This window comes from Kitasatospora sp. NPDC004669 (assembly GCF_040609455.1).
Taxonomy (GTDB): Bacteria; Actinomycetota; Actinomycetes; order Streptomycetales; family Streptomycetaceae; genus Kitasatospora.
Map to the genome: position 1 here is coordinate 12,475 of NZ_JBEXKB010000058.1, position 19,869 is coordinate 32,343.

Below are 19,869 nucleotides of genomic sequence, written 5' to 3' on the forward strand. Positions count from 1 at the left end.
GAGGCGGGTCGACCGCTGCGCGCGACTCAGGAGCCGCGACGGCCGTCGTGCCCGGGCAGGGGCCCGTACGCGACGCAGAAGGCGCAGTCGCAGCTGGTCGTCGAGTTGGCCTGGCAGTGCGCGGCGGGAAAGTACGGGGACGCGCAGGGGCCGGGGTCGACCGGGGTGTCGTCGGCCAGGGTGCGCCGGCACCAGTTGCACTGTAAGGCGGCCGGCACCCCCGCCTGCCGTAGGAGCCGCGCCGCGGGGGCGGCCACGTGGAACGGGATCTCCGGCTCCACGACGGCCGGCGCGCTGTCCAGCAGTTGCCTGCTGCGCCACAGGCTCAGCCCGGTCACCGTGCGGACCGCTTTGAGGGCCGTCGGGTCGTGCGGGGACGCCCCGGTCAACAGGACGGTGAACTGCGGGTCCTCCACGGCTTGCCACCTCCATCGCCCGACATCGTGTCCGGCGCCAGTCAACCGTCCTGACGGTCCGTCTGGCCACGGGTTTCGGCGCTCCACACGACGCCTTCGCCGGGCGCCAGGACGGTCGGGTCGGCGCCGCGCCCGGCGTCCGCCGTGCGCGCGGTGGACAGGAGGCGCTCCCGGGGCGGCCGCTGCGACAGGAGACGGTCGATCGGGACGGGCAGGTCGGTGAGGTTGAGCGTGATGAGCAGGTCGGCCTCGGAGCCGTCCGAGCGGGTGTAGGCCAGGACGCCGTCCGGGGCGTCGAGGAAGGCGATGGTGCCGCGGCGCAGCGCCGCGGTGGTGCGGCGCAGGGCGAGGAGGTCGCGGGTGAAGGACAGCGGGGAGGTCCGGTCCGCCTCCTGGGCCTGCACCGTTCCGCCGGGGGGGATCGTGATCGGGAGCCATGGCTCGACTCCCGTGGGAGTGAAGCCGGCCGACGGTGAGTCGGAGTGGGAGGACCACGGCATGGGCGAGCGGGCGTGGTCGCGGCTGAGGGCGGGGGTGCGCAGGCCCCAGGGGTCGCGGATCCGGTCGGGGGGGACGGCGGCGTCGGGCATGCCGAGTTCGTCGCCGTTGTAGAGGATCGCGGTGCCGGGCAGGGTGAGGAGCAGCAGCATCGCGTTGGCGGCCTGGGAGGGGCCGACCCGGGAGGCGACCCGAGGGTCGTCGTGGCTTCCCATCACCCAGGTGACCGTCGCTCCCGCGGGGACGGCGTCGAGGATGGCGCGGATGGTCCCGCCGATCGCCTGCGGCTGCCACGTCACCCCGAGCAGACCGAAGTTGATGGGCAGGTGCAGCTCGTCGAGGTCCCGGCCGAAGTAGCGGCTCCAGGCGGGCCAGTCGTATTCGTGGACCTCGCCCAGGGCGACGCGGTCGCCGGGCTTGCCGTAGGAGTCGAGCAGGGCGCGCACGTCGCGGTAGCGGGGGTGGAGGTCGGGGTGGCCCTGGTCGTGGAGGTGGATCTGGTCGTCGAAGCCGCCCATCGAGCGGTGGTGGGCCGAACTCCCGGCTGCCGAGGGCGGGTTGTCGCGCAGGGCGGGGTCCTTGGCGATGAGCGGGGCGCAGTCCACGCGGAAGCCGTCGACGCCGCGGTCGAGCCAGAACCGGGCGACGTCGAACATGGCGTCCTGGACGGCGGGGTTGCGCCAGTCGAGGTCGGGCATGGACGGCAGGAAGGAGTGGAGGTAGTACTGGCGGGTCGCGTCGTCCCAGGTCCAGGCGCTGTCGCCGAACAGGGTGATCCAGTTGTTCGGCGGCGCGCCGCCGGGGGCGGGGTCGCGCCAGACGTACCAGTCGCGCCGGGGGCCGTGCGGGTCGGCGCGGGAGTCCTGGAACCAGCGGTGCTGGTCCGAGGTGTGGTTGGGCACGTAGTCGATCAGGACGCGCAGGCCGTGTCCGTGGGCGGCGTCGAGGAGTTCGTCGAAGTCGTCGAGGTCGCCGAAGAGCGGGTCGACGGCGGTGTGGTCGCGGACGTCGTAGCCGAAGTCGGCCATGGGCGAGGCGAAGAAGGGCGACAGCCACAGCGCGTCGACGCCGAGGCGGGCGAGGTAGGGCAGCCGGCGGCGGACGCCGGGCAGGTCGCCGACACCGTCGCCGTCGGTGTCGAGGAAGCTTCGGGGGTAGACGTGGTAGATGACGGCATCGTGCCACCAGAGACGTTGCATCACCGGTCCGTCGGTAGTGGGCCAGCAGGGCCGCCGGTCAGTACGACTGGGTCTCGCAGAGCCACACCCAGTGCGTCGCGGCCACCCCGTACACGGGGTCCGGGCTGAGCGCGTCCTCGCGCCGGCAGGCCTCCACGTACTTGATGGCGTGCGGGTCCTCCGAGGCCAGGGCGCGTTCGGCGAGCGTGGCGTAGTCCTGGACCGGCTCGTGCGGCTGGTGCTCGCGCCGCCCGGTGCCGTAGGCGCAGCGGATGGCGGCGGAGAAGCGCACCGCGGCGGCGACGCTGGGCCAGTGCAGTTCGGCGGGCAGGTGGGGCAGCACCAGGCGGACGGCGGCCGGGGTGGTGAGCGCGTGCACGAAGGCCATCGGCCGGTTGTGGTCGTCCGTCAGGTAGCTGGTGGCGGTGGTGCGGGTCAGCCGGCTGAGCGCCTGCCCTGGGTCGCCGTCGGGGCGCAGGGAGTCGACGGCGGGGGCGAAGTCCGGTTCGAGCCACAGGGCTTCGAGCCGGATCCGGAAGATCATGCCGTCGCCCTGGTCGCTGCGCAGCTTGGGTACCGCCGCCCAGGCCTGCGCGAGGTCGCGGTCGCGGGGGGTGGCGGGGCTCTCCGGGAGCTCCTGGTAGCGGGCGGCCCAGTAGCCCAGGCCGCGGGCGAGTTCCTCGAGCCGCCACGGGGTGTGCGCCTCGCCGAGCATCCGGACGGCGTGGCCGGTGCGGATGACGCCGTGGCCGCCGCCGGCGGAGAATCCGGGCAGCAGGCGGGGCCACCACCGGGCCAGGACGTCCGTCCAGGGGGCGCCGGCGAGTTCGCGGCGGAAGAACTCCGCCCAGTCGCCCATCAGGCGCATGTTCCCCAGCGCCGGGCGCCAGTTGTCCTCGGTGATGGTGTCGAGGTGGCCGAACGTGTCCTGGTAGAGCAGTTTGCGGTAGGAGCTGACCCAGGACGCGATCGCGTCCGCGTGCCCCAGCTGCGCGAGGGCCTCCGAGGCCATGGGGCCGTGGTTGCTCACTCCGGGGCCGAACTCGGGGCCCGAGTCGTCGAGGAACTCCAGCGCGCCGTCCAGTTCGTTCACCGTACCCCCTTGGTCGATTCCCTTACATCGAAGGTGTTGTGACGATGTTTCAGCAACAACGCCTCGACGGTTTGGCTCGATCGATGTCATGCCCGAGATGATCGTCGAGTGCTCCACATCCGGACGGGAATCCTCCGAAATGTGCCGATCATGCCCGGAGCAGGAGGGATCCGGATCGGGGCGGCGCAGCCGTACGGCGCGTTCACGCGAGCCTCGATCGGCCTTCACCCGCAGTGGCGGACGGTCGGGCGGGATCAAGACATGTCCGCTGCGATGTTGACTGTGGCATGTACCGGTAACTAGCGTCCTGCCTTGGCCCAGTCCCGTGCCCGCCGCCGGCCTGCGCACCGGTAATCCCATTGCCGGTCCCGTGAGCAGGCGTTCCTGCGTCGACCGTCCGGTCGGCGTCGAACCCCCACCGCCGAGGCACTGGCGCGACTGGCCGTTTCACCGCACCAGGCTGATCCCGCAGCATCAGGTCGATCCCACCGCGCCTTGCGCCGAGGCGCCTCGTCACGCCCAATCACGGGCCGCGCCCAACCGCGGACCGCGATCCAACGAGCCTAAGGGGACCCTTGTGATCAAGCACTCGTCGCCGATCAGCGGCATCGACGCCCACGGCGATCTCGTGGTGACCGCCGGGTACGACAACCGAGTCATCCTGTGGAACGCCGCGACCCGCACGGCGATCGCCGAGGCCCGCCACGACCACCTCGCCAACCAGTGCCGCTTCTCCGCTTCCGGCCGCATCGTGGTGACCTCCAGCAGCGACTACTCCGCGCGCCTGTGGTCGGTGCCGGACCTGCGCCTCATCACCGTCCTGACCGACCACAAGGACGACGTGGAGATGACCGTCGTCTCGCCCGACGAGACCCGCGTCGCCACCGCCTCGCGCGACCACATCGCCCGCGTCTACGACCTCGACGGCCGGCTCCTGCACCGCCTGGAAGGACACGAGGCGGACGTACTGTCCGTCGAATGGGTGCGCGGCGGCGCCGAGTTGGTGACCACCAGCGACGACGGCACGGTCCGGCGCTGGAACCCGGACACCGGCGCCCTGCTGAGCACCATCGACCTCGGCGACATCGAGACGGACACCGTCGCCGTGCTCGGCCCGGACGACTTCGCGCTCGGCAACGACGAGGGCGAACTCATCCTGATCGACCCCCGGGGCACCCGGCGCCACCAGGTCCACGACGCCGGCATCAAGCGCCTGGCCTGGGACGCCGACAACGGCGTCCTGCTCAGCTCCAGCTACGACCGCACCGTGCGCCTGTGGCAGCTGGCCCCCGGCGCCGACCCCGTCCACCTGCTGACCAGCGAGGTGCCCGCCGACGTGTGGCTGCGCTCCTGCGCCAAACTCGACGACACCCGCTGGGTCTTCGGCACCTTCGGCTCCAGCTACGCCGTCTTCGACCGCAAGGACGGCAGCTGGGACCTCACCGCCGTCGAACCGACCCCCGGACTCAACGCCGTCGCCCAGACCACCGCCGGCCGCTTCACCGTGGGCGACAGCGGCACGGTACGGTGCGACGGCCGGGTCACCGCCGAACTCGGCAGCTGCTGCAACTTCGTCACCCAGGTCGGCACCGCCGTCGTCAGCGGCGGCCAGCTCGGCACCGTCTTCGACGCCACCACCGGCGCCGCCCTGTACCAGCACCGCTCCCCGCTCAACTGCGCCGCCGTGCACAGCGGCAGCGCCGGCGACACCCTGATCATCGGCACCTACACCGGCGAGGTCCTCGTCCTGCGCGACGACACCGGCACCGGCCTGAAGCCGACCGCCACCCACCGCATCCACGACAACGCCATCAAGGGCATCGCCGTCCAGGGCAACGTCCTGTTCAGCGTCTGCGCCACCGGCGCCGCCGCCTGGCACTCCCTGCCGTCCCTGGAACCCGTCGCCGCCGACGAGCAGGCCCACGCCCGCATCGCCAACGGCGCCGCCGCCCTGCCCGACGGCCGCTTCGCCAGCGTCGGCCGCGACCTGACGCTACGGATCTGGAGCGCCTCCGGCGAACAGCAGGCCGCGGTCACCACCCCGCACCGCAACAGCATCAAGTGCGTCGCCGTCGACCCCTTCACCGGCGTCATCGCCACCGGCGGCTACCACGGCCGCGTCGCCGTCCACGACCCGGACACCGCCACCTGGCTGACCGACGAGCGGCCCACCGTCGCCGGCATCTCCTCGCTCGCCCCGGCCGGCGCCCCCGGCCGCTTCCTCGCCTCCTCCTACGACGGGCGCGTGTACGAGATCGACGCCGACACCATCGCGCACTCGAAGCGGTAGGGGCCCGCGATGACGACGACCGACGAAGCGACAACCAGCCGGGCGACATCCGACGACGCCCTGCTGCGCCTGGCCAGCGCCCCCGTGCCGGTCGGCTCCACCCTGATGCAGCTGACCGTCTTCGGACGGATCGGCGCCGCCGGCCAGGAGGACACCGAGGAGGTCGTGACCCTGCGCACGATCGCCCCGCACAGCGAATCCGACGCCCCGCCCATCGTGCGCATCCACAGCGCCTGCTTCACCGGGGACGTCCTCGGCTCCGAGAAATGCGACTGCGGCCCCCAGCTGGCCGCCGCCGTGGACGCCATCATCGCCTCGCGCAACGGCGTCCTCGTCTACATGCTGCGCCAGGAAGGGCGGGGCATCGGCCTGGCGAACAAGATCCGCGCCTACGCCCTCCAGGCGGCCGGACACGACACCATCAGCGCCAACCTCGCCCTCGGACTGCCCGCCGAGGGGCGCGACTTCACGATGGCCGCCGACTGCCTGCGCCAGCTCGGCGTCTCCGGGGTACGGCTGATGACCAACAACCCGGAGAAGGTCGAACAGCTCACCGCCCAGGGCATCGTGGTCAAGGACCGGGTCCCGATCGGGGGCTTCCGCACCCCCTTCAACGAGGGCTACCTCGAAGTCAAGGACCGGCGGATGGGCCACCTCGGCGCACTCGGCCTGCCCCACCACGCCTTACCCACCCCCGCCCAGGGGGCCCGGTGACCCCGCACGCCCCACCGGAGGCGCTCCCGCCCGAGGCCTTCTCGCCCGAGGAACGGGCCGCGATGCGGCGCGCCCTCGCGCTGGCCCGGCGCGGCCTCGGCCTGACCTCGCCCAACCCGGTGGTCGGGGCCGTGATCCTCGACCGCCGGGGCCGCGAGGTCGGCCGCGGCTGGCACCGCAAGGCCGGGGGACCGCACGCCGAGATCCACGCGCTGCGCACCGCCGGCCCCCTGGCGGCCGGCGGCACCGCGGTGGTCACCCTGGAGCCGTGCAGCCGCCAGGGCCGCACCGGGCCGTGCACCCGCGCGCTGGTCGAGGCCGGCATTCGGCACGTCGTCTACGCCGTGTCCGACCCCACCCTCGCCGACGAGGGCGCCGAACTGCTGCGCGCGGCCGGCGTCGAGGTGCGACCGGGCCTCATGGCGGCCCGGGCCGCGGAGGTCAACCACGCCTGGCTGGCCGCCGCGGTCCACCGCCGCCCCCACGTCACACTGAAACTCGCCACCAGCCTCGACGGCCGCATCGCCGCCCGGGACGGCAGCAGCCGCTGGATCACCGGCGTGCCCGCCCGGCGCGACACCCACCTGCTGCGCACCCGGGTGGACGCCATCGCCGTCGGCAGCGCCACCGTCCTCGCCGACGACCCGCAGCTCACCGCCCGCGACCCGGCCGGGCGGGCGCGCCGGCGCCAGCCGGTGCGGATCGTCTTCGACCGCCGACTGCGCACCCCGGCCGACTCCCGGCTCGCCACCGACGGCGCCGCGCCCACCTGGATCGTCACCGCCAAGGAACCGGACCGGCAGCCGGACCGGGAGCAGGAACCGCAGCGGCGGACGGAGCGCACCGCCCCCGGCACGTGCGAGCTGATCCCCGCCGACCCGGGGCCGGGATTCCTGGCCACCGCCCTGGCCGAGCTCCACGACCGGGGCATCCGCTCGCTGCTCGTCGAAGGCGGCGCCACCCTGGCCGGCTCCCTGCTGGCCGAGCGCCTCGTCGACCGGATCGTCTGGTACAGCGCACCCCGGCTGCTCGGCGCGGACGGGGCGCCCGCGGTGCGCGGACTCGACGTCCCCACCTGCGCCCAGGCACCCGGCTTCCGCGTCATCGGGGCGCGCCGGATCGGCGAGGACGTGCGTGTCGTACTGGAGCCAGACCCCACCGACAAGGAGGGCCCGTGACTTCCCACATCGTGCACAGCAACCTGGTCGACGCCGACATCAACGCCCTGACCGACCGGGCCGCCATGGGCCTGCCCGAGGGCTACGTCGAACCGCGGGCCGAGCGCCTGGAGTTCTTCGACCGGGTCGGCGAGCGCGACACCGCCCAGCTGGCCGCCACCGCCGAGGACGCCTCCCTCGCCCTCGAACACCGCCTGGCGGCCGGCACCGTGCTCGCCCTGGCCGGCGACCCGCGGATCCGCTGGGACGACCCCGCGATGGTGGACGTGCCCGCCGGCCGGGCCCTGATCGGCACCCCCGACGGCGAGGTCGACGAACTGCACCGGGACGCCGAGCAGTTCGGCGTACAGCGCTCCTGGGTGCAGAAGGAGTGCCCGCGCCACCCGGTGGAGCTCGCCGGGTTCCGGATCGCCGTCTACCCGGTGACCAACGCCGAGTACGCCGTCTTCCTCAAGAGCACCGGCCACAACGAACTCCCCAGCAACTGGAGTTACGGACGCTTCGCACCGTCCGCCGCCAACCACCCGGTGCACACCGTCACCGCCGACAGCGCCGACGCGTACGCCGCCTGGCTGAGCCGACACACCGGCCGCCACTTCCGCCTGCCCACCGAGCAGGAGTGGGAGTACGCCGCCGGCGGACCCGAGGGCCCGCGCTACCCCTGGGGCGGCACCTGGCGCACCGAGGCCGCCAACACCCTGGAGTCCGGGCTGCTGATGACCAGCTCGGTGGGCGTCCACCCGCAGGGCCGGTCCTGGTGCGGCGCCCTGGACATGGCCGGCAACGTCGAGGAGTACACCAGCAGTACCTACCGCCCCTACCCCGGCGGCCAGTTGGTGGAGGACGACCTCTACAAGAGGATGGGCGAGTACCGCATCGCGCGCGGCGGGGCCTTCAACCGCTTCCGCGACCTCGCCCGCTGCCAGCGCCGCCACGGCCCCTACCCGCGCTCGCTGTACGCGATGGGATTCCGCCTGGCCGAGGACGCCCTCCCGCACGGGGAGGCCTGAGCACGGTGCGCATCGTCCACCTCCACTGGACCGGCCTGCCGGTCACCGGCGGCGTCGAAACCCACCTCAAGGCCTTGGTCGGCCAACTCGCCCCGCTGCCCTGCGAGGTGACGGCGATCGTCGGCACTCCCGACTCCCCGGGCTGCGCACACCACCCGGCCCTGGACATCGCCGCGCCGTCCTCCCCGGACCTCAACGCCGACCTCGCCGACCGGCTCCAGGACGCCGACATCGTCCACTGGCACAACCCGCAGTGGCACAAGCCCGACGTGGTCACCGCCCTCGTCGACCTACTGCACGGCCGCGGCTGGCGGGGCCGGTTCGTCTTCGACCTGCACAACATCGACGACGACCCCGGGCAGTGGGCCTTCCTCGCCACCCTCCCCGGCACGATCACGGCCCACTCCCCGTTCGTGGCCGGCGAGGTCCACCGCAAGCTCCCCGCCGCCCGGGCCGTCACCCTGCCCCTGGCACTGCCCCTGGACGAGGAACCCTTCCCACTGCCCACCGCAGGCCGCCCCACCGTGCTCCAGCCCAGCCGGATGACCCGCTGGAAGGGCTCCCACCTCAGCCTGGAGGCCTCGCTGACCCTGCTGGACGAAGGCGCCGACCTGCACTTCGTCCACGCCGGCACCCGGCACCTGATCTGGCCGCCGGGCATCCCCGACACCCTGATGCAGCGCGCCGAGACCTGGCGCGACAAGGGCCGGGTGCACTTCACCCACTACCGCCCCGAGCAGAGCTGGTCCGCCATCCGCGCCGCCGACGTGATCGTCCATCCGACCATCGACCGCGGCACCCACGGCGAGCCGTTCTCGCTCTCCGTCGCCCAGGCCGTCATCTGCCACCGCCGCGTCATCGCCAGCGACTCCGGCAACCTGCCGGCGCTGCTGGCCGGTTACTCGGCCGCCACCATCGTGCCCGCCGGCGACGCCCGGGCACTGACCGACGCGCTGCGCCGCGCCCTGGGCGCACCCGCCCACACACCGACCCCCGACGACCTGGCCCTGGCCGAGAGGCTGCGGCAGTCCTTCGCCGCCGCGGGCCGCCACCACCTCTCCCTCTACCGCACCCTCACCACCACGACCTGAACCGGAGGCCCCCGTGCCCACCCCCATCATCCTGGACTGCGACCCCGGCCACGACGACGCCATGGCCATCCTGCTGGCCGTCGGCGACCCCCGCGTCGAACTCAAAGCCGTCACCACCAGCGCCGGCAACCAGACCGTCGACAAGACCGCGATGAACGCCCGACGCATGTGCTCCCTCGCCAAGGCCTTCGACATCCCCGTCGCCGCCGGCTACCCCAAGCCGCTCACCGGCAGCCTGCTGATCGGCGACGACGTCCACGGCGAGACCGGCCTGGACGGCTGGGACTTCCCCGAGCCCGAGGTCCCGCTGCACTCCGCCCACGCCGTCGACCTCATCCACGACCTGCTCGTCGACAGCCCCGAGCCCATCACCCTCGTGGTCACCGGCCCGCAGACCAACATCGCCGGCCTCTTCGCCCGCCACCCCGGGGACAAGGCGAAGATCAAGGAGATCGTCTGCATGGGCGGCGCCACCCACCGCGGCAACACCCAGCCCTACGCCGAGTACAACATCCTCGTCGACCCCGAAGCCGCCCACGAAGTCCTCCACAGCGGCGTCCCGATGACCTACTGCGGCCTCAACGTCACCCACCAGGCCCCCGTCACCGCCGAGGTCATGCAGCGCATCCTCGACGTCGACACCCACATCAGCAAGGTCTCCGCCTCCCTGCTGGGCTTCCGCTCCAGCACCTACGACCAGATCTGGGACCTGCCCGACGCCCCGCTGCACGACCCGGTCGCCATCGCCCGCGTCCTCGACCCGACCCTCGTCGAATGCGTCGAGGCCCCGGTCTCCATCGAGCTGCGCGGGGAGTTCACCCGCGGCGCGACCGTGATCGACCTGTACGGTGTCACCGGACGCACCCCCAACGCCAAGGTGGCGACCCACCTGGACACCGAGCGGTTCTGGGACGTCTTCATGAAGGCACTCACCGCTCTGGGCTGACCCGATGACACCCCATGGAGGCTGACCCGCCGTGCACGCTTCTCCCGTACTGACCCCCGGCCCCCGCCTGCTCACCGCACTCGCCGGAGCTCAGCTGCTGGTGGCGCTCGACTTCTCCATCATCTACGTCGCGCTCCCCGACATCGGGGGAAGCCTGCACTTCTCCACCATCGCCCTGCAGTGGATCGTCAGCGCCTACGCCATCTTCTTCGCCGGCTGCCTGTTACTCGGCGGCCAGCTGGCCGACGCCTTCGGCCCCGGCCGGATCTTCCTCGCCGCCCAACTCCTGTTCGCCGCCTCCTCGATCGGCGCCGCCCTCTCCGACTCCGCCGCCCCGCTCATCGCCGCCCGCGTCGGACAGGGCGTCGCCGCGGCCCTCCTCGTGCCCGCCACCCTCGGCCTGCTCAGCGCCGCCTACCCGGCCGGCCCCGCCCGCGACCGCGCCGTCAGCGTCTGGGGCACCACCGGAGCGGTCGGCCTCGCCCTCGGCGTCACCGCCGGCGGCGGCATCCTCGCCGCCGCCTCCTGGCCCTGGATCTTCTGGATCAACCTCCCCATCACCGCGGTCTGCCTGCTGGCCGCCGGCCGCGCCCTCGGCCCCACCGAGGGACGCACCCACACCCCCGTCGCCACCTCGGCCACCTTCTCCGCCTGCGCCACCGTCGTCGCCGTCGTACTGGCCTTCACCGAACTCTCCCGCAGCAACCCGTCCACGCCGGTCATGGCCACCTCCATCGTCACGGCCCTCGCCGCCGGCGCCCTCCTCGTCCACAGCCAGCGCCGCCGCCGCCCGCTGGTGCCCGGCTCCCTGCTGCGCGTGCGCACCCTCCAAGTCGCCTGCGTCGTCGCCGCGTTGTACATGGCCAGCTTCGGCGCCGAGTTCTACCTGGTCACCCTCTACCTCCAGGACGTGCGCGACTACAGCGCCCTCGCCGCCGGCATCGCCTTCCTACCGCTGGCCGCCACCATCGTCGTCGGCAACACCCTCGCCGGCCGCCTGGCCGGCCGCATCCCGCTGAGCCGCCTGCTGGCGACCGCCTTCGTCACCGGCGCCGCCGGACTGGCCGTCCTCGCCGTGGCCGTCGGCCTGCACAGCGGCTACGCCACCGGCATCCTGCCCGGCCTGCTGCTCAGCGGCCTGGGCCAGGGCATGGCCTTCACCGGCATGTTCATCACCGGCACCCGCGACCTGCCGCCGCAGAGCAACAGCACCGGCAGCGCCCTGGTGACCACCGCGCAGTACACCGGGGGCTCCATCGGCCTGGCCGTCCTCGTCCTGCTGCACGGCGAACACCCCGCCACCGCCGACTTCACCCGCACCTTCCTCGTCACCGCCGCCGTCGCCACCGCGGCCGCACCCCTGGCGCTCGCCCTCCTCGCACGCGACGGGCACGCGCCCACCACCGAACAGCACCCCACCACCCCCTCAAAGACCAGGGCCGGAGGACAGCAATGAACCGCTCCCACCTGCTCAACCGAGCCGAACTCCCCACCGACGTACAGCAGACGGTGTCCGGCTTCGAGAAGGACTACGACACCTACTTCGGCCACCTGGTGCACTTCAGCGCCCCGACCCTGGCCGCACTGCACCGCGCCGGCCCGCTGCCCGACACCGTACGGGTCGCCTCCGCCGAACGCCCCGCCATCGCCGACAAGATGGCGACCATCGCCCAGATCGCCAACCTCCCCGCCCAACAGGAGGCCGACCGCGCCCGCTACTTACGGGCCCTGCTCGACATCTACGCCCTGCTGCCCGTCCAGGCCGCCCAGCGCGCCGCCGAACCCGGCACCGTCGTGATAGCCCCCGAACGCGAGGGCCGCATCCTGGCCGAACACCTCGGCGTCACCGACCAGCACCGGCGCTGGACCCCGCAGGCCAAACGCATGCCGCTGGCCGACGGACTGATCGTCGGCGTCGACGAATGGCTGCCCTCCCAGGCCGAGAAGGTCGTCATCATCGACGGCGTCGTGGCCAGCGGCGTCACCCTGATGGCCATGATGCGGCTCGCCCTGCGACCCGGCGCCACCGTCGACGTCTTCACCTGCCACTCCACCCACCAGGGCGCCCTCGCCCTAGCCCGGCACGCCGAACAGCTGGGCCTGCGGCTGACCCTCCACGTCGGCCACATATCCGGGGTCCTGAACCACAAGTTCTACGCGGTGAGCCCCGACGACGGCGGCGAGCTGGTCCTCGGCGACGTCGGGGACACCATCGCCCCCGTGGCCGCGACCGTCCCGCCCCAGGCCGCCAGGCCATGACCCCCGCCGACGCCGACAGCCCGAGCAGACCCAGACCCCCCTCGACCGGCCCGGCCGGCACCCTCGACCGCCACTTCGAACTCAGCGCCCGCGGCACCACCTGGCGCCGCGAGATCCTCGCCGGCGCCTCCACCTTCCTGGCGCTGTCCTACATCGTCATCGTCAACCCGGCCATCCTCGGCCAGGCCGGCATCCCGCGCACCGCCGCCTTCCTCGCCACCGCAGCCGTCGGCGGCCTCGCCACCATCGCCATGGGCCTGTGGGCCCGCCTGCCCTTCGCCGTGGCGCCCGGCATGGAGATGAACTCCGTCATCGCCTTCTCCGTGGTCGGCACCCTCGCCTACACCTGGCCCCAGGCCCTCGGCATGGTGTTCTGGTCCGGCGTCGCCATGCTCGTCGTCTCCCTGCTGCGCGTGCGCGAAGCCGTCATCAACGCCATCCCCACCGAACTGCGCTCGGCCCTCGCCGCCGCCGTCGCGGTGTTCATCGGCCTGATCGGCCTGCAGATCGCCCACGTCGTACGCACCTCCGGCGGACACCTCGCCGGCGCCGGCGACTGGACGGGCGCACCCGCGATCGCCCTCTACACCGGCCTGGCCACGGCGCTCCTCCTGGACCGCTACGGCGCCAAGGCCGTGGCCGTCCCGGCCGGCATCCTCGCCTCCGCCCTGGTCTGCGCGGCCGGCGGCGTCGGCGTCGCCCACCTCGGCCACGGCCTCGACGGCAGCGGCGCCGCCCTGTTCCGCCTCGACCTGACGGTGATCGCCGACCCCGGCGCCTGGGGCGTCATCCTGGTGCTCTTCGCCCTGGACTTCTTCGGCAGCATCGCCAAAATCGTCGGCCTGACCGCCCACACCCCCCTACAGGACCGGGCCGGGAAGGTCCCCGGCATGCGCCAGGCTCTGCTGGTCGACGCCGGCGCCACCATCGCCGGCTCCACCACCGGCTCCTCCAGTTTCGTGGCGTTCGTGGAGAGCGCCGTCGGCATCCGCGCCGGCGCCCGCAGCGGCCTCTCGGCCGTCACCACCGGACTCCTGCTGCTCCTGTGCCTCTTCTTCGCCCCGGTCCTCGCCCACGTCCCCGTCGAGGCCACCGCCGGCGCCCTGGTCTTCGTCGCGATCAAGATGCTCACCGCACTGCGCCCCGCCCGCGGCGAGCACCTCACCCTGGCCACAACCGCCGTCGCGGCCGCCGTCACCGTCGCCACCCTGGCCATCGACCAGGCCATGGCCGCCGCCTTCGCCACCAGCGCCCTGCTCCGCGCCGCCGGCCGAAGACCCCTCCACCCGGCGCTGTGGGCGACCACCCTGGTACTCGCCGCCAGTATCCTCCTCCAGTACCTCCAGTTCTGACACCTCAAGTCCTGACACACCGTCAACACACGCCACCGGGAGGCCCCATGCCCCATGACGACCGGACCCCGAAGTTCGCCGCGTCCGTGCGACAGCCCGACACCACCCCCGAACGGCTGCGCCGCCAGATCGAGTTCATCATCGAGGTCGACCAGCTCAAGAACGTCTTCCGGCAGAGCCCGCTGCTGGCCGCCGATCGGCGCGAGAACGACGCCGAACACTCCTGGCACCTCGCCCTGATGACCCTCGTCCTCGCCGAGTACGCGGAGGAGCCGGTCGACCCGGTCAAGGCCCTCGCCATGGTCATCCTGCACGACCTGGTCGAGATCTACGCCGGGGACACCTTCCTCTACGACTCCGCGGCCGCCGCCGACCAGGAGGAACGCGAACGCCGCGCCGCCGACAAGCTGTTCGCGATCCTCCCCGACGACCAGCGCGACCACTTCCGCGCGATCTGGGACGAGTTCGAGGAACGCACCAGCGCCGAGGCCCGGTTCGCCAAGGCGATGGACCGCCTACAGCCGCTGCTGCTCAACTACGGCAACCGCGGCGGAACCTGGCGCACCCCCGGGGTCACCGACGCCGACGTCCTGGCCCGCAAGTCCGTCATCGGCGACTCCTCCGCCGACCTGTGGCGCTACGCCGAGACCCTGATCCGCACCGGCGCCGACAACGGCTGGGTCCCACGCGCCAGCGCGCCCCCCGAGTCGTGACCGGCCTGGCCCTGTTCGACCTCGACGGCACCCTGCTGGACACCGCCTCCACCGTCGTCGACACCAGCACCGCCACCCTCGCCGCCCTCGGCGTCCACGGCACCACCCCCGAGGCGATCCGCGCCACCATCGGCCGTCCCCTGACCGAGGCCTTCGCGCAACTCCTCGACGCGCCCGCCGACACCGAGACCGTCACCACCGCGGTGCGCACCTACCTGACGCTCTACCGCGAACGGATCGTGCCCCGGGCCCCCGCGCTGCTCTACCCCGGAGTCGCGCGGGGTCTGGCCCGCCTGCGCTCCCACGGCCGCACCCTCGCGGTGGCCACCAACATGCTCACCGCCGGCGCCGAGGCCCTGCTGACCGCGGCCGGCCTGCGCGACCACTTCGCCATGGTGGTCGGCGCCGACGCCGTCCCCCACCCCAAACCCGCCCCCGACGCGGGCCTGCTGATCACCGCCGAACTCGGCCACCGGCCCGCCGAGGCGGTCATGGTCGGCGACACCGTCAACGACCTCCACATGGCGAACGCCGCCGGCATGCCCTCCATCGCCGTCACCTACGGCCTCCACCCCGAGGCCCGGCTGCGCACCGCCGCCCCGACCTGGCTGGCCCCCACCTTCCCCGCCGTCGTCGACCGGATCCTCGCCCCGCCCGGCTGACCCTTTGCCGGCATCCGCGCACCGCGGTGGCAGCGGGGGAGCGGCCGACGCCCTACGCCCGCACCGCCCGGCGGTGCGGGCGCGGTCCGTCGTCCCCGGCGCGGGTCGGCTCCGGACGGTCGCGGCGGGCACCCCGTCCCCGCGCGGGCGAATCGTCGGGCGGCCGGAGGACTGCCGGCCGACGGCTCCCGCCGAGGTGCCGTCAGGCAGGGCCGGTGGCCGTCCTCACAGTCGGTCGTAGACGGCGGACAGTCGGTGCAGCACCTCGACGGCCCGGTCGAGGGCATCGTCGTCGTAGTCACCCAAGTCGGTGTGCAGGGCCTCGGTCAGCGCCCGCTGGCGCTGGTCGTGCCGGGCCCGGCCGACGTCGGTGAGGGCGACCAGGACGGAGCGCTTGTCCTCGGGTTGGCGGGTGCGGGTGACGTAGCCGGCCGTCACCAGGCCGTTCACCAGCTGGGTGGTGGCGGCGCCGGTGGTCTCGGTGCCGGCGGCGAGCTGACTGATGGTGAGGGGGCCCTGTTCGGCCAGGGTGCGCAGGGCCCGGGCGTGGGTGAGGGAGAGGGCGCCCGGGGTGCGGGTGGCGCGTCCGCGCAGCCGGGCGTCGGCGGCGCTGAGGCGGTAGGCGGCGCGGGCCAGGCGGTCGAGCGCCTGGGCGCGGTCGGCGGTGGGTGGCGGCTCGGCCATGGTCGGTCCTCCTCGGCGGGTTGACAGCAGCCTAGCCTCAGTACTTAATGACTAAGTACTTATTCATTAAGTACTTAGCTCAAAGGACCTCGGAAGGAGACCCCCATGACCACCCGTTCGACCGGCCAGAGCTGGGTCCTGGACATCGCCCTCGCCCAGGGCGGCTTCGACGCGCTGCACCCCGAGGCCGTCGGGACCATGGAGCAGCTCGGCCACGACCACACCGACTTCGCGAAGGTCTTCGCGCTGGTCAGGAGCGGTGCGATGCTGCCCAAGGCGTGGGCGACGGTGGCCGGACAGGCCGAGGAGCGCGCCGCCCACCACGAGCGCGGCGGGTTCGCGCAGACCGCCGCCGACCTCTACCTGAGGGCGGCGGTGATGTGGGGCCGGGCGCAGTACTCGCTCTTCGACGCCGCCGACCCGCGCAAGGCGGCCATGCGCGAGCGCGCCGACCACTGCGTGGAGCGCCTGGGCGCACTGCGTGACGGCCGGGTGCGGCGGGTGGTGCTGGACTTCGAGGGTTCGCGGATCTTCGCCCTGCTGCACCTGCCGGCCGGGCGGGTCGAGAACGCGCCGGCCGTCATCCTCGGCCCGGGAATGGACATGATCAAGGAGGACTACATCTGGGCGGCCGAGCGCTACTACACCTCGCGCGGGATGGTCGCGCTGTCCATCGAGGGGCCGGGCCAGGGCGAGAGCCGCGCCGGCGGGCTGACCGTCGACCTCGCCAACTACGAGCGGGCGATCGGCCGTTACCTCGACCACCTGGCCGCGCTCCCGGGGGTCGACGCAGACCGGATCGGCATGTTCGGCATCTCGATGAGCGGCTACTGGGGCTCCCGGGCGGCCGCCACCGACCGCCGCCTGGCCGCGCTCGCCGCCTTCGAGGCCGTCACGGGGGACTTCGCGACGATCTTCGAGCGCGCCCAGCCGACCTTCAAGAACAACTACATGTACATGGCCGGGTACGCCGACGAGGAGGTCTTCGACCGCGACCTGGCCCACCGGATGCCGCTGGGCGACCTGGTGGCCGACATCGACTGCCCGGTGCTGTACGGGATCGGCGAGTTCGACGAGCTCACCGACCTCGGCCAGGCGCTGGAGAGCTTCGAGCGCATCCGGGCGCCGAAGGAACTGCGGGTTTACGAGGACGAGTTCCACCCGCTCGGGGGAGTGGCGGCCGAGGTGTTCCGGTTCGGGGCGGAGTGGCTGGAGCGGGCCCTCGCCGGAGAGTTCGCCGACCCCGGACGGGACGTGCGGCACTACGTCCACCGCGACGGCCGCACCACCGACGGCAGCGCCGACCCCACCTGGTGGCTCGGCGCCGCCCCGGCCCGGCTCGCCGAGGCCCGGCTCGCCGAGGGCCGGCGGGGCTGACCGGGCGGCGGCCGCCGGCGCGCCGGCGGTGCCGTGCCCGGCGGGTGCCGGCACCCCTTGCGGGTGCCGGCCTCCCTTCCTACGCCCGGAAGGGCCCCTCCTCGACGAACAACCGCAGCAGCCGGGCGAAGGCCCGGGCGTCCGCCGCCGGCCAGGACGCGAGGGAGCCCTCGATGCGGGCCGCCAGGCGCTCCCGGGTGGCCCGCACCACGTCCTGCCCGGCGTCGGTGAGGACGAGCAGGGTGGCGCGCCGGTCGCCGGGGTCGGCCTCGCGCCGCAACAGGCCGGCCTCCTCCAGCCGGTCGGCGCGGCGGGTCACGGTGGTGCGGTCCAGCCCGGCCTCGCGGCCGAGGTCGGCGGCGCTGCACGGGCCGGTGCGGGCCAGGCTGCTGAGCACCGGATAGGTGAGCTCGTCGACGGCCTCGCCGAGGCCGTCGACGAGCCGGGCGTGCAGGCCGGCGCGGGTGCTGCGCCGCAGCAGCAGCCCCAGGGCCTCGGCGATCTCGTGTCCCGTCGGGTTCGTCACCCCTTCAGATTAGCGTGCGCCGAGCACGCTTTTCCTGTACTGTGAGATGCGTGCTTAAGGCACGCATCTTTTCGCTCCGCCTACCCGTTCACCGGAGGAACCCCATGCACCGCACCGACGTCAGCGCCGCCCTCACCGACCTGCTCCTCACCCCCGGACTCGACCTCCACGAGGCCGCCGACCGGCACTTCGCCCCCGACTACCGCCAGCGCACCGACGGCCAGTGGGCCGACCGCCAGGAGTTCCTGGCCCACATCGCCCACCTGCGCACGGTCGTGGCCGGCGGCTCGGTCGAGGTCCACGACGAACTCGTCGACGGCGACCGCTACGCCGACCGCCACACCATGACCGTCGCCAAGACCGACGGCTCCACCGTCCGCATGGAGGTCTACCTCTTCGCCGAGTTCGCCCCCGACGGCCGCTTCCGCCGCCTCGAGGAGACCACCCTCATGCTCGAAGGCGCCGAGCACGACCGGAACCTCGGCAGCGCCCGCTGAACCCGAAGGGCGCCCACTTGGGGAGCCCGCCGGGCCCGTGAACCCCACGACGGCCCGGATGGTCCGACGCCGCGCAGCCGGGAACGGCCGCAGGCCCGGACCTCAGGGAAGCGTGGCGTCGAGGAAGTCGCGCCAGGCGGTGTGCACCCGCCCGGCGTGGCAGCCGCCGCTGCCGTCGTCGTCATCCTCGCCGTCGCCGTCGCCGTCGTTGCCGTCGGCGAGGAGGTCCAGCAGCAGGCCGCGCAGGACGGCGAGCACCACGGTGGCGTTCGCCCCGGTGCCGTCGAGGACGCGTTCCAGCGGCGGCAGCCACTCCTCCAGCGAGGCGGTGCCGAAGTCCAGCCAGGGCACGCGGCGGTCGAAGGCGCGGACGTATCCCTCGAAGAACAGCCGCAGCGCGCCCCGGCGTTCGGGCCTCGTCAGCCACTCCCAGAGCAGTTCGAGGGTCTCGCGGGCGCTGCCGCCCTCGACCTCGCACCGCTCCAGCAGCGCCAACTGCTCGGCCCGTCCGACCGCCAGGACCTCCCGGACCAGCTGCTCCTTCGACCCGAACAGGTACAGCAGCACGCGCGGGCTGGAGCCGATCCGTGCCGCCAGCGGGCGCAGCGAGAGGTCGGACACGTTGTGCTCGGCGACGTAGCGGACGGTCGCGGCGAGGATCTCCTCGCGGCGCGGCGACGGGCGGGAGGCTGCGTTGGCGGGAGTGGACACGTGGTCTATCGTTCCACTGAAACGAGTGTTTCAGTGGAAGGGGATGCCGCCGTGGCCGCCACCGCACCCGCAATCGCGACCATCCGCGAGGCCGACCGCCCCGGCGACCTCGGCGCCGTCGCCGCTCTGCACGGCGTCCTCTACACCCGCGAGTACGGCATGGACGCCACCATGGAGGCCTACGTCGCCGCCGGCATGGCCGAGTTGGTGCTGGCCCGCATCCGCGAGGGCGCCCCGGCCCCCGGCCGCCTGTGGGTCGCCGAACTCGCCGGCCGGGTGGTCGGCGCCGTCGGCCTCGTCCGCGCCGAGGAACGCCCCGGCTGGGGCCAGCTGCGCTGGGTGATCCTCGACCCGGACGTCCGCGGCCAGGGCCTGGGCCGACGACTGCTGGACACCGCCCTGGACGAGGCCCGCGCCCGCTCCTACGAAGGCGTACTGCTCTGGACGGTCACCGGCCTCGACGCCGCTCACCACCTCTACGCGAAGGCCGGCTTCGAGCTCACCCTCTCCCGCCCCGCCCACAAGTTCGGCCTCGACACCGTCGAACAGCGGATGGACCTGCGATTCGGCCCCGGAGCCCTGGCCCGGACACCAGCCGCGAAGTAGTGGGATGGTCACCTGCTCTCTTGGCCCAGTGAGCGGCCCGAACGCCCTGACCTGCTTGAGGCGTCCCG

20 protein-coding genes are annotated in these 19,869 nt (G+C 73.3%); 14 read left to right on the plus strand and 6 right to left on the minus strand.

The genetic code is table 11. The features are described from left to right. Positions 1-26: 26 nt before the first annotated feature. Genes ABZW30_RS35065 through ABZW30_RS35075 form a run of 3 tightly spaced genes read right to left on the minus strand, consistent with a single transcriptional unit; the run spans position 27 to position 3,185 of the window. Complete coding sequence (locus ABZW30_RS35065) at positions 27-416, minus strand: ribosomal protein L7/L12 (RefSeq protein ID WP_355675288.1); 390 nt, start codon at positions 414-416, stop codon at positions 27-29. A 41-nt stretch (positions 417-457) separates the two neighbouring features. Further along, positions 458-2,113: an alpha-amylase family glycosyl hydrolase gene (locus tag ABZW30_RS35070; RefSeq protein WP_355675332.1), complete on the minus strand. Its 1,656-nt coding sequence runs from the start codon at positions 2,111-2,113 to the stop codon at positions 458-460. A gap of 37 nt (positions 2,114-2,150) precedes the next feature. Continuing rightward, positions 2,151-3,185 (minus strand): questin oxidase family protein, encoded by a 1,035-nt coding sequence (locus tag ABZW30_RS35075; RefSeq protein WP_355675289.1) that lies wholly within the window; start codon positions 3,183-3,185, stop codon positions 2,151-2,153. A gap of 577 nt (positions 3,186-3,762) precedes the next feature. Between ABZW30_RS35075 and ABZW30_RS35080 the strand changes: the two genes are divergently transcribed. From ABZW30_RS35080 to ABZW30_RS35130, 11 genes are read left to right on the plus strand one after another with little or no spacing between them, the layout of a single operon-like run. Beyond that, positions 3,763-5,475, plus strand: coding sequence for a WD40 repeat domain-containing protein (locus ABZW30_RS35080; protein ID WP_355675290.1), 1,713 nt, complete (start codon positions 3,763-3,765; stop codon positions 5,473-5,475). A gap of 9 nt (positions 5,476-5,484) precedes the next feature. Then, positions 5,485-6,189, plus strand: a complete 705-nt coding sequence (gene ribA / locus ABZW30_RS35085; protein WP_355675291.1) for a GTP cyclohydrolase II RibA — start codon at positions 5,485-5,487, stop codon at positions 6,187-6,189. Beyond that, positions 6,186-7,367, plus strand: coding sequence for a bifunctional diaminohydroxyphosphoribosylaminopyrimidine deaminase/5-amino-6-(5-phosphoribosylamino)uracil reductase RibD (ribD, locus tag ABZW30_RS35090; RefSeq protein ID WP_355675292.1), 1,182 nt, complete (start codon positions 6,186-6,188; stop codon positions 7,365-7,367). Before ribA ends, ribD begins: the two co-directional genes overlap by 4 nt. Next, positions 7,364-8,377, plus strand: a complete 1,014-nt coding sequence (locus tag ABZW30_RS35095; RefSeq protein WP_355675293.1) for an SUMF1/EgtB/PvdO family nonheme iron enzyme — start codon at positions 7,364-7,366, stop codon at positions 8,375-8,377. Before ribD ends, ABZW30_RS35095 begins: the two co-directional genes overlap by 4 nt. Positions 8,378-8,382: 5 nt before the next feature. After that, entirely contained in the window at positions 8,383-9,468 is a 1,086-nt protein-coding gene (locus tag ABZW30_RS35100; protein ID WP_355675294.1) for a glycosyltransferase family 4 protein, read from the plus strand. 13 nt (positions 9,469-9,481) lie between these two features. Then, positions 9,482-10,414, plus strand: coding sequence for a nucleoside hydrolase (locus tag ABZW30_RS35105; protein ID WP_355675295.1), 933 nt, complete (start codon positions 9,482-9,484; stop codon positions 10,412-10,414). 31 nt (positions 10,415-10,445) lie between these two features. Further along, positions 10,446-11,870 (plus strand): MFS transporter, encoded by a 1,425-nt coding sequence (locus tag ABZW30_RS35110; protein WP_355675296.1) that lies wholly within the window; start codon positions 10,446-10,448, stop codon positions 11,868-11,870. Further along, positions 11,867-12,673: a hypothetical protein gene (locus tag ABZW30_RS35115; RefSeq protein ID WP_355675297.1), complete on the plus strand. Its 807-nt coding sequence runs from the start codon at positions 11,867-11,869 to the stop codon at positions 12,671-12,673. Before ABZW30_RS35110 ends, ABZW30_RS35115 begins: the two co-directional genes overlap by 4 nt. Next, the gene (locus tag ABZW30_RS35120; RefSeq protein ID WP_355675298.1) at positions 12,670-14,025 is read left to right on the plus strand and encodes an NCS2 family permease; all 1,356 of its coding nucleotides are present in this window, start codon (positions 12,670-12,672) and stop codon (positions 14,023-14,025) included. The genes ABZW30_RS35115 and ABZW30_RS35120 overlap by 4 nt, the downstream gene beginning before the upstream one ends. A gap of 47 nt (positions 14,026-14,072) precedes the next feature. Beyond that, the gene (locus tag ABZW30_RS35125; protein WP_355675299.1) at positions 14,073-14,738 is read left to right on the plus strand and encodes an HD domain-containing protein; all 666 of its coding nucleotides are present in this window, start codon (positions 14,073-14,075) and stop codon (positions 14,736-14,738) included. Next, the gene (locus tag ABZW30_RS35130) at positions 14,735-15,400 is read left to right on the plus strand and encodes an HAD family hydrolase (protein WP_355675300.1); all 666 of its coding nucleotides are present in this window, start codon (positions 14,735-14,737) and stop codon (positions 15,398-15,400) included. Before ABZW30_RS35125 ends, ABZW30_RS35130 begins: the two co-directional genes overlap by 4 nt. A 225-nt stretch (positions 15,401-15,625) precedes the next feature. Here the strand turns inward: ABZW30_RS35130 and ABZW30_RS35135 are convergent, their stop codons facing one another. Further along, complete coding sequence (locus tag ABZW30_RS35135; RefSeq protein ID WP_355675301.1) at positions 15,626-16,084, minus strand: MarR family transcriptional regulator; 459 nt, start codon at positions 16,082-16,084, stop codon at positions 15,626-15,628. A 105-nt stretch (positions 16,085-16,189) separates the two neighbouring features. On the opposite strand from ABZW30_RS35135, the gene ABZW30_RS35140 reads away from it, so the two are divergent. Beyond that, positions 16,190-17,461, plus strand: coding sequence for an alpha/beta hydrolase (locus ABZW30_RS35140; RefSeq protein WP_355675302.1), 1,272 nt, complete (start codon positions 16,190-16,192; stop codon positions 17,459-17,461). A 79-nt stretch (positions 17,462-17,540) separates the two neighbouring features. On the opposite strand, the gene ABZW30_RS35145 is transcribed toward ABZW30_RS35140, so the two are convergent. Beyond that, positions 17,541-17,987 (minus strand): MarR family transcriptional regulator, encoded by a 447-nt coding sequence (locus ABZW30_RS35145; protein ID WP_355675303.1) that lies wholly within the window; start codon positions 17,985-17,987, stop codon positions 17,541-17,543. A gap of 104 nt (positions 17,988-18,091) precedes the next feature. Between ABZW30_RS35145 and ABZW30_RS35150 the strand changes: the two genes are divergently transcribed. Further along, positions 18,092-18,484, plus strand: coding sequence for a nuclear transport factor 2 family protein (locus ABZW30_RS35150; RefSeq protein WP_355675304.1), 393 nt, complete (start codon positions 18,092-18,094; stop codon positions 18,482-18,484). Between the two features lie 102 nt (positions 18,485-18,586). On the opposite strand, the gene ABZW30_RS35155 is transcribed toward ABZW30_RS35150, so the two are convergent. After that, on the minus strand, positions 18,587-19,195 hold the full coding sequence (locus ABZW30_RS35155) for a helix-turn-helix domain-containing protein (RefSeq protein WP_355675305.1): 609 nt from the start codon (positions 19,193-19,195) through the stop codon (positions 18,587-18,589). 51 nt (positions 19,196-19,246) lie between these two features. Between ABZW30_RS35155 and ABZW30_RS35160 the strand changes: the two genes are divergently transcribed. Continuing rightward, entirely contained in the window at positions 19,247-19,801 is a 555-nt protein-coding gene (locus ABZW30_RS35160; RefSeq protein WP_355675306.1) for a GNAT family N-acetyltransferase, read from the plus strand. Positions 19,802-19,869: the final 68 nt, after the last annotated feature.

Bases quoted from the DNA above. Each gene is read 5' to 3' on its own strand.
- ABZW30_RS35070 (WP_355675332.1), bottom strand. From the start codon at position 2,113: ATGCAACGTCTCTGGTGGCACGATGCCGTCATCTACCACGTCTACCCC.
- ribA (WP_355675291.1), top strand. From the start codon at position 5,485: ATGACGACGACCGACGAAGCGACAACCAGCCGGGCGACATCCGACGAC.
- ABZW30_RS35115 (WP_355675297.1), top strand. From the start codon at position 11,867: ATGAACCGCTCCCACCTGCTCAACCGAGCCGAACTCCCCACCGACGTA.
- ABZW30_RS35120 (WP_355675298.1), top strand. From the start codon at position 12,670: ATGACCCCCGCCGACGCCGACAGCCCGAGCAGACCCAGACCCCCCTCG.
- ABZW30_RS35125 (WP_355675299.1), top strand. From the start codon at position 14,073: ATGCCCCATGACGACCGGACCCCGAAGTTCGCCGCGTCCGTGCGACAG.
- ABZW30_RS35135 (WP_355675301.1), bottom strand. From the start codon at position 16,084: ATGGCCGAGCCGCCACCCACCGCCGACCGCGCCCAGGCGCTCGACCGC.
- ABZW30_RS35140 (WP_355675302.1), top strand. From the start codon at position 16,190: ATGACCACCCGTTCGACCGGCCAGAGCTGGGTCCTGGACATCGCCCTC.
- ABZW30_RS35150 (WP_355675304.1), top strand. From the start codon at position 18,092: ATGCACCGCACCGACGTCAGCGCCGCCCTCACCGACCTGCTCCTCACC.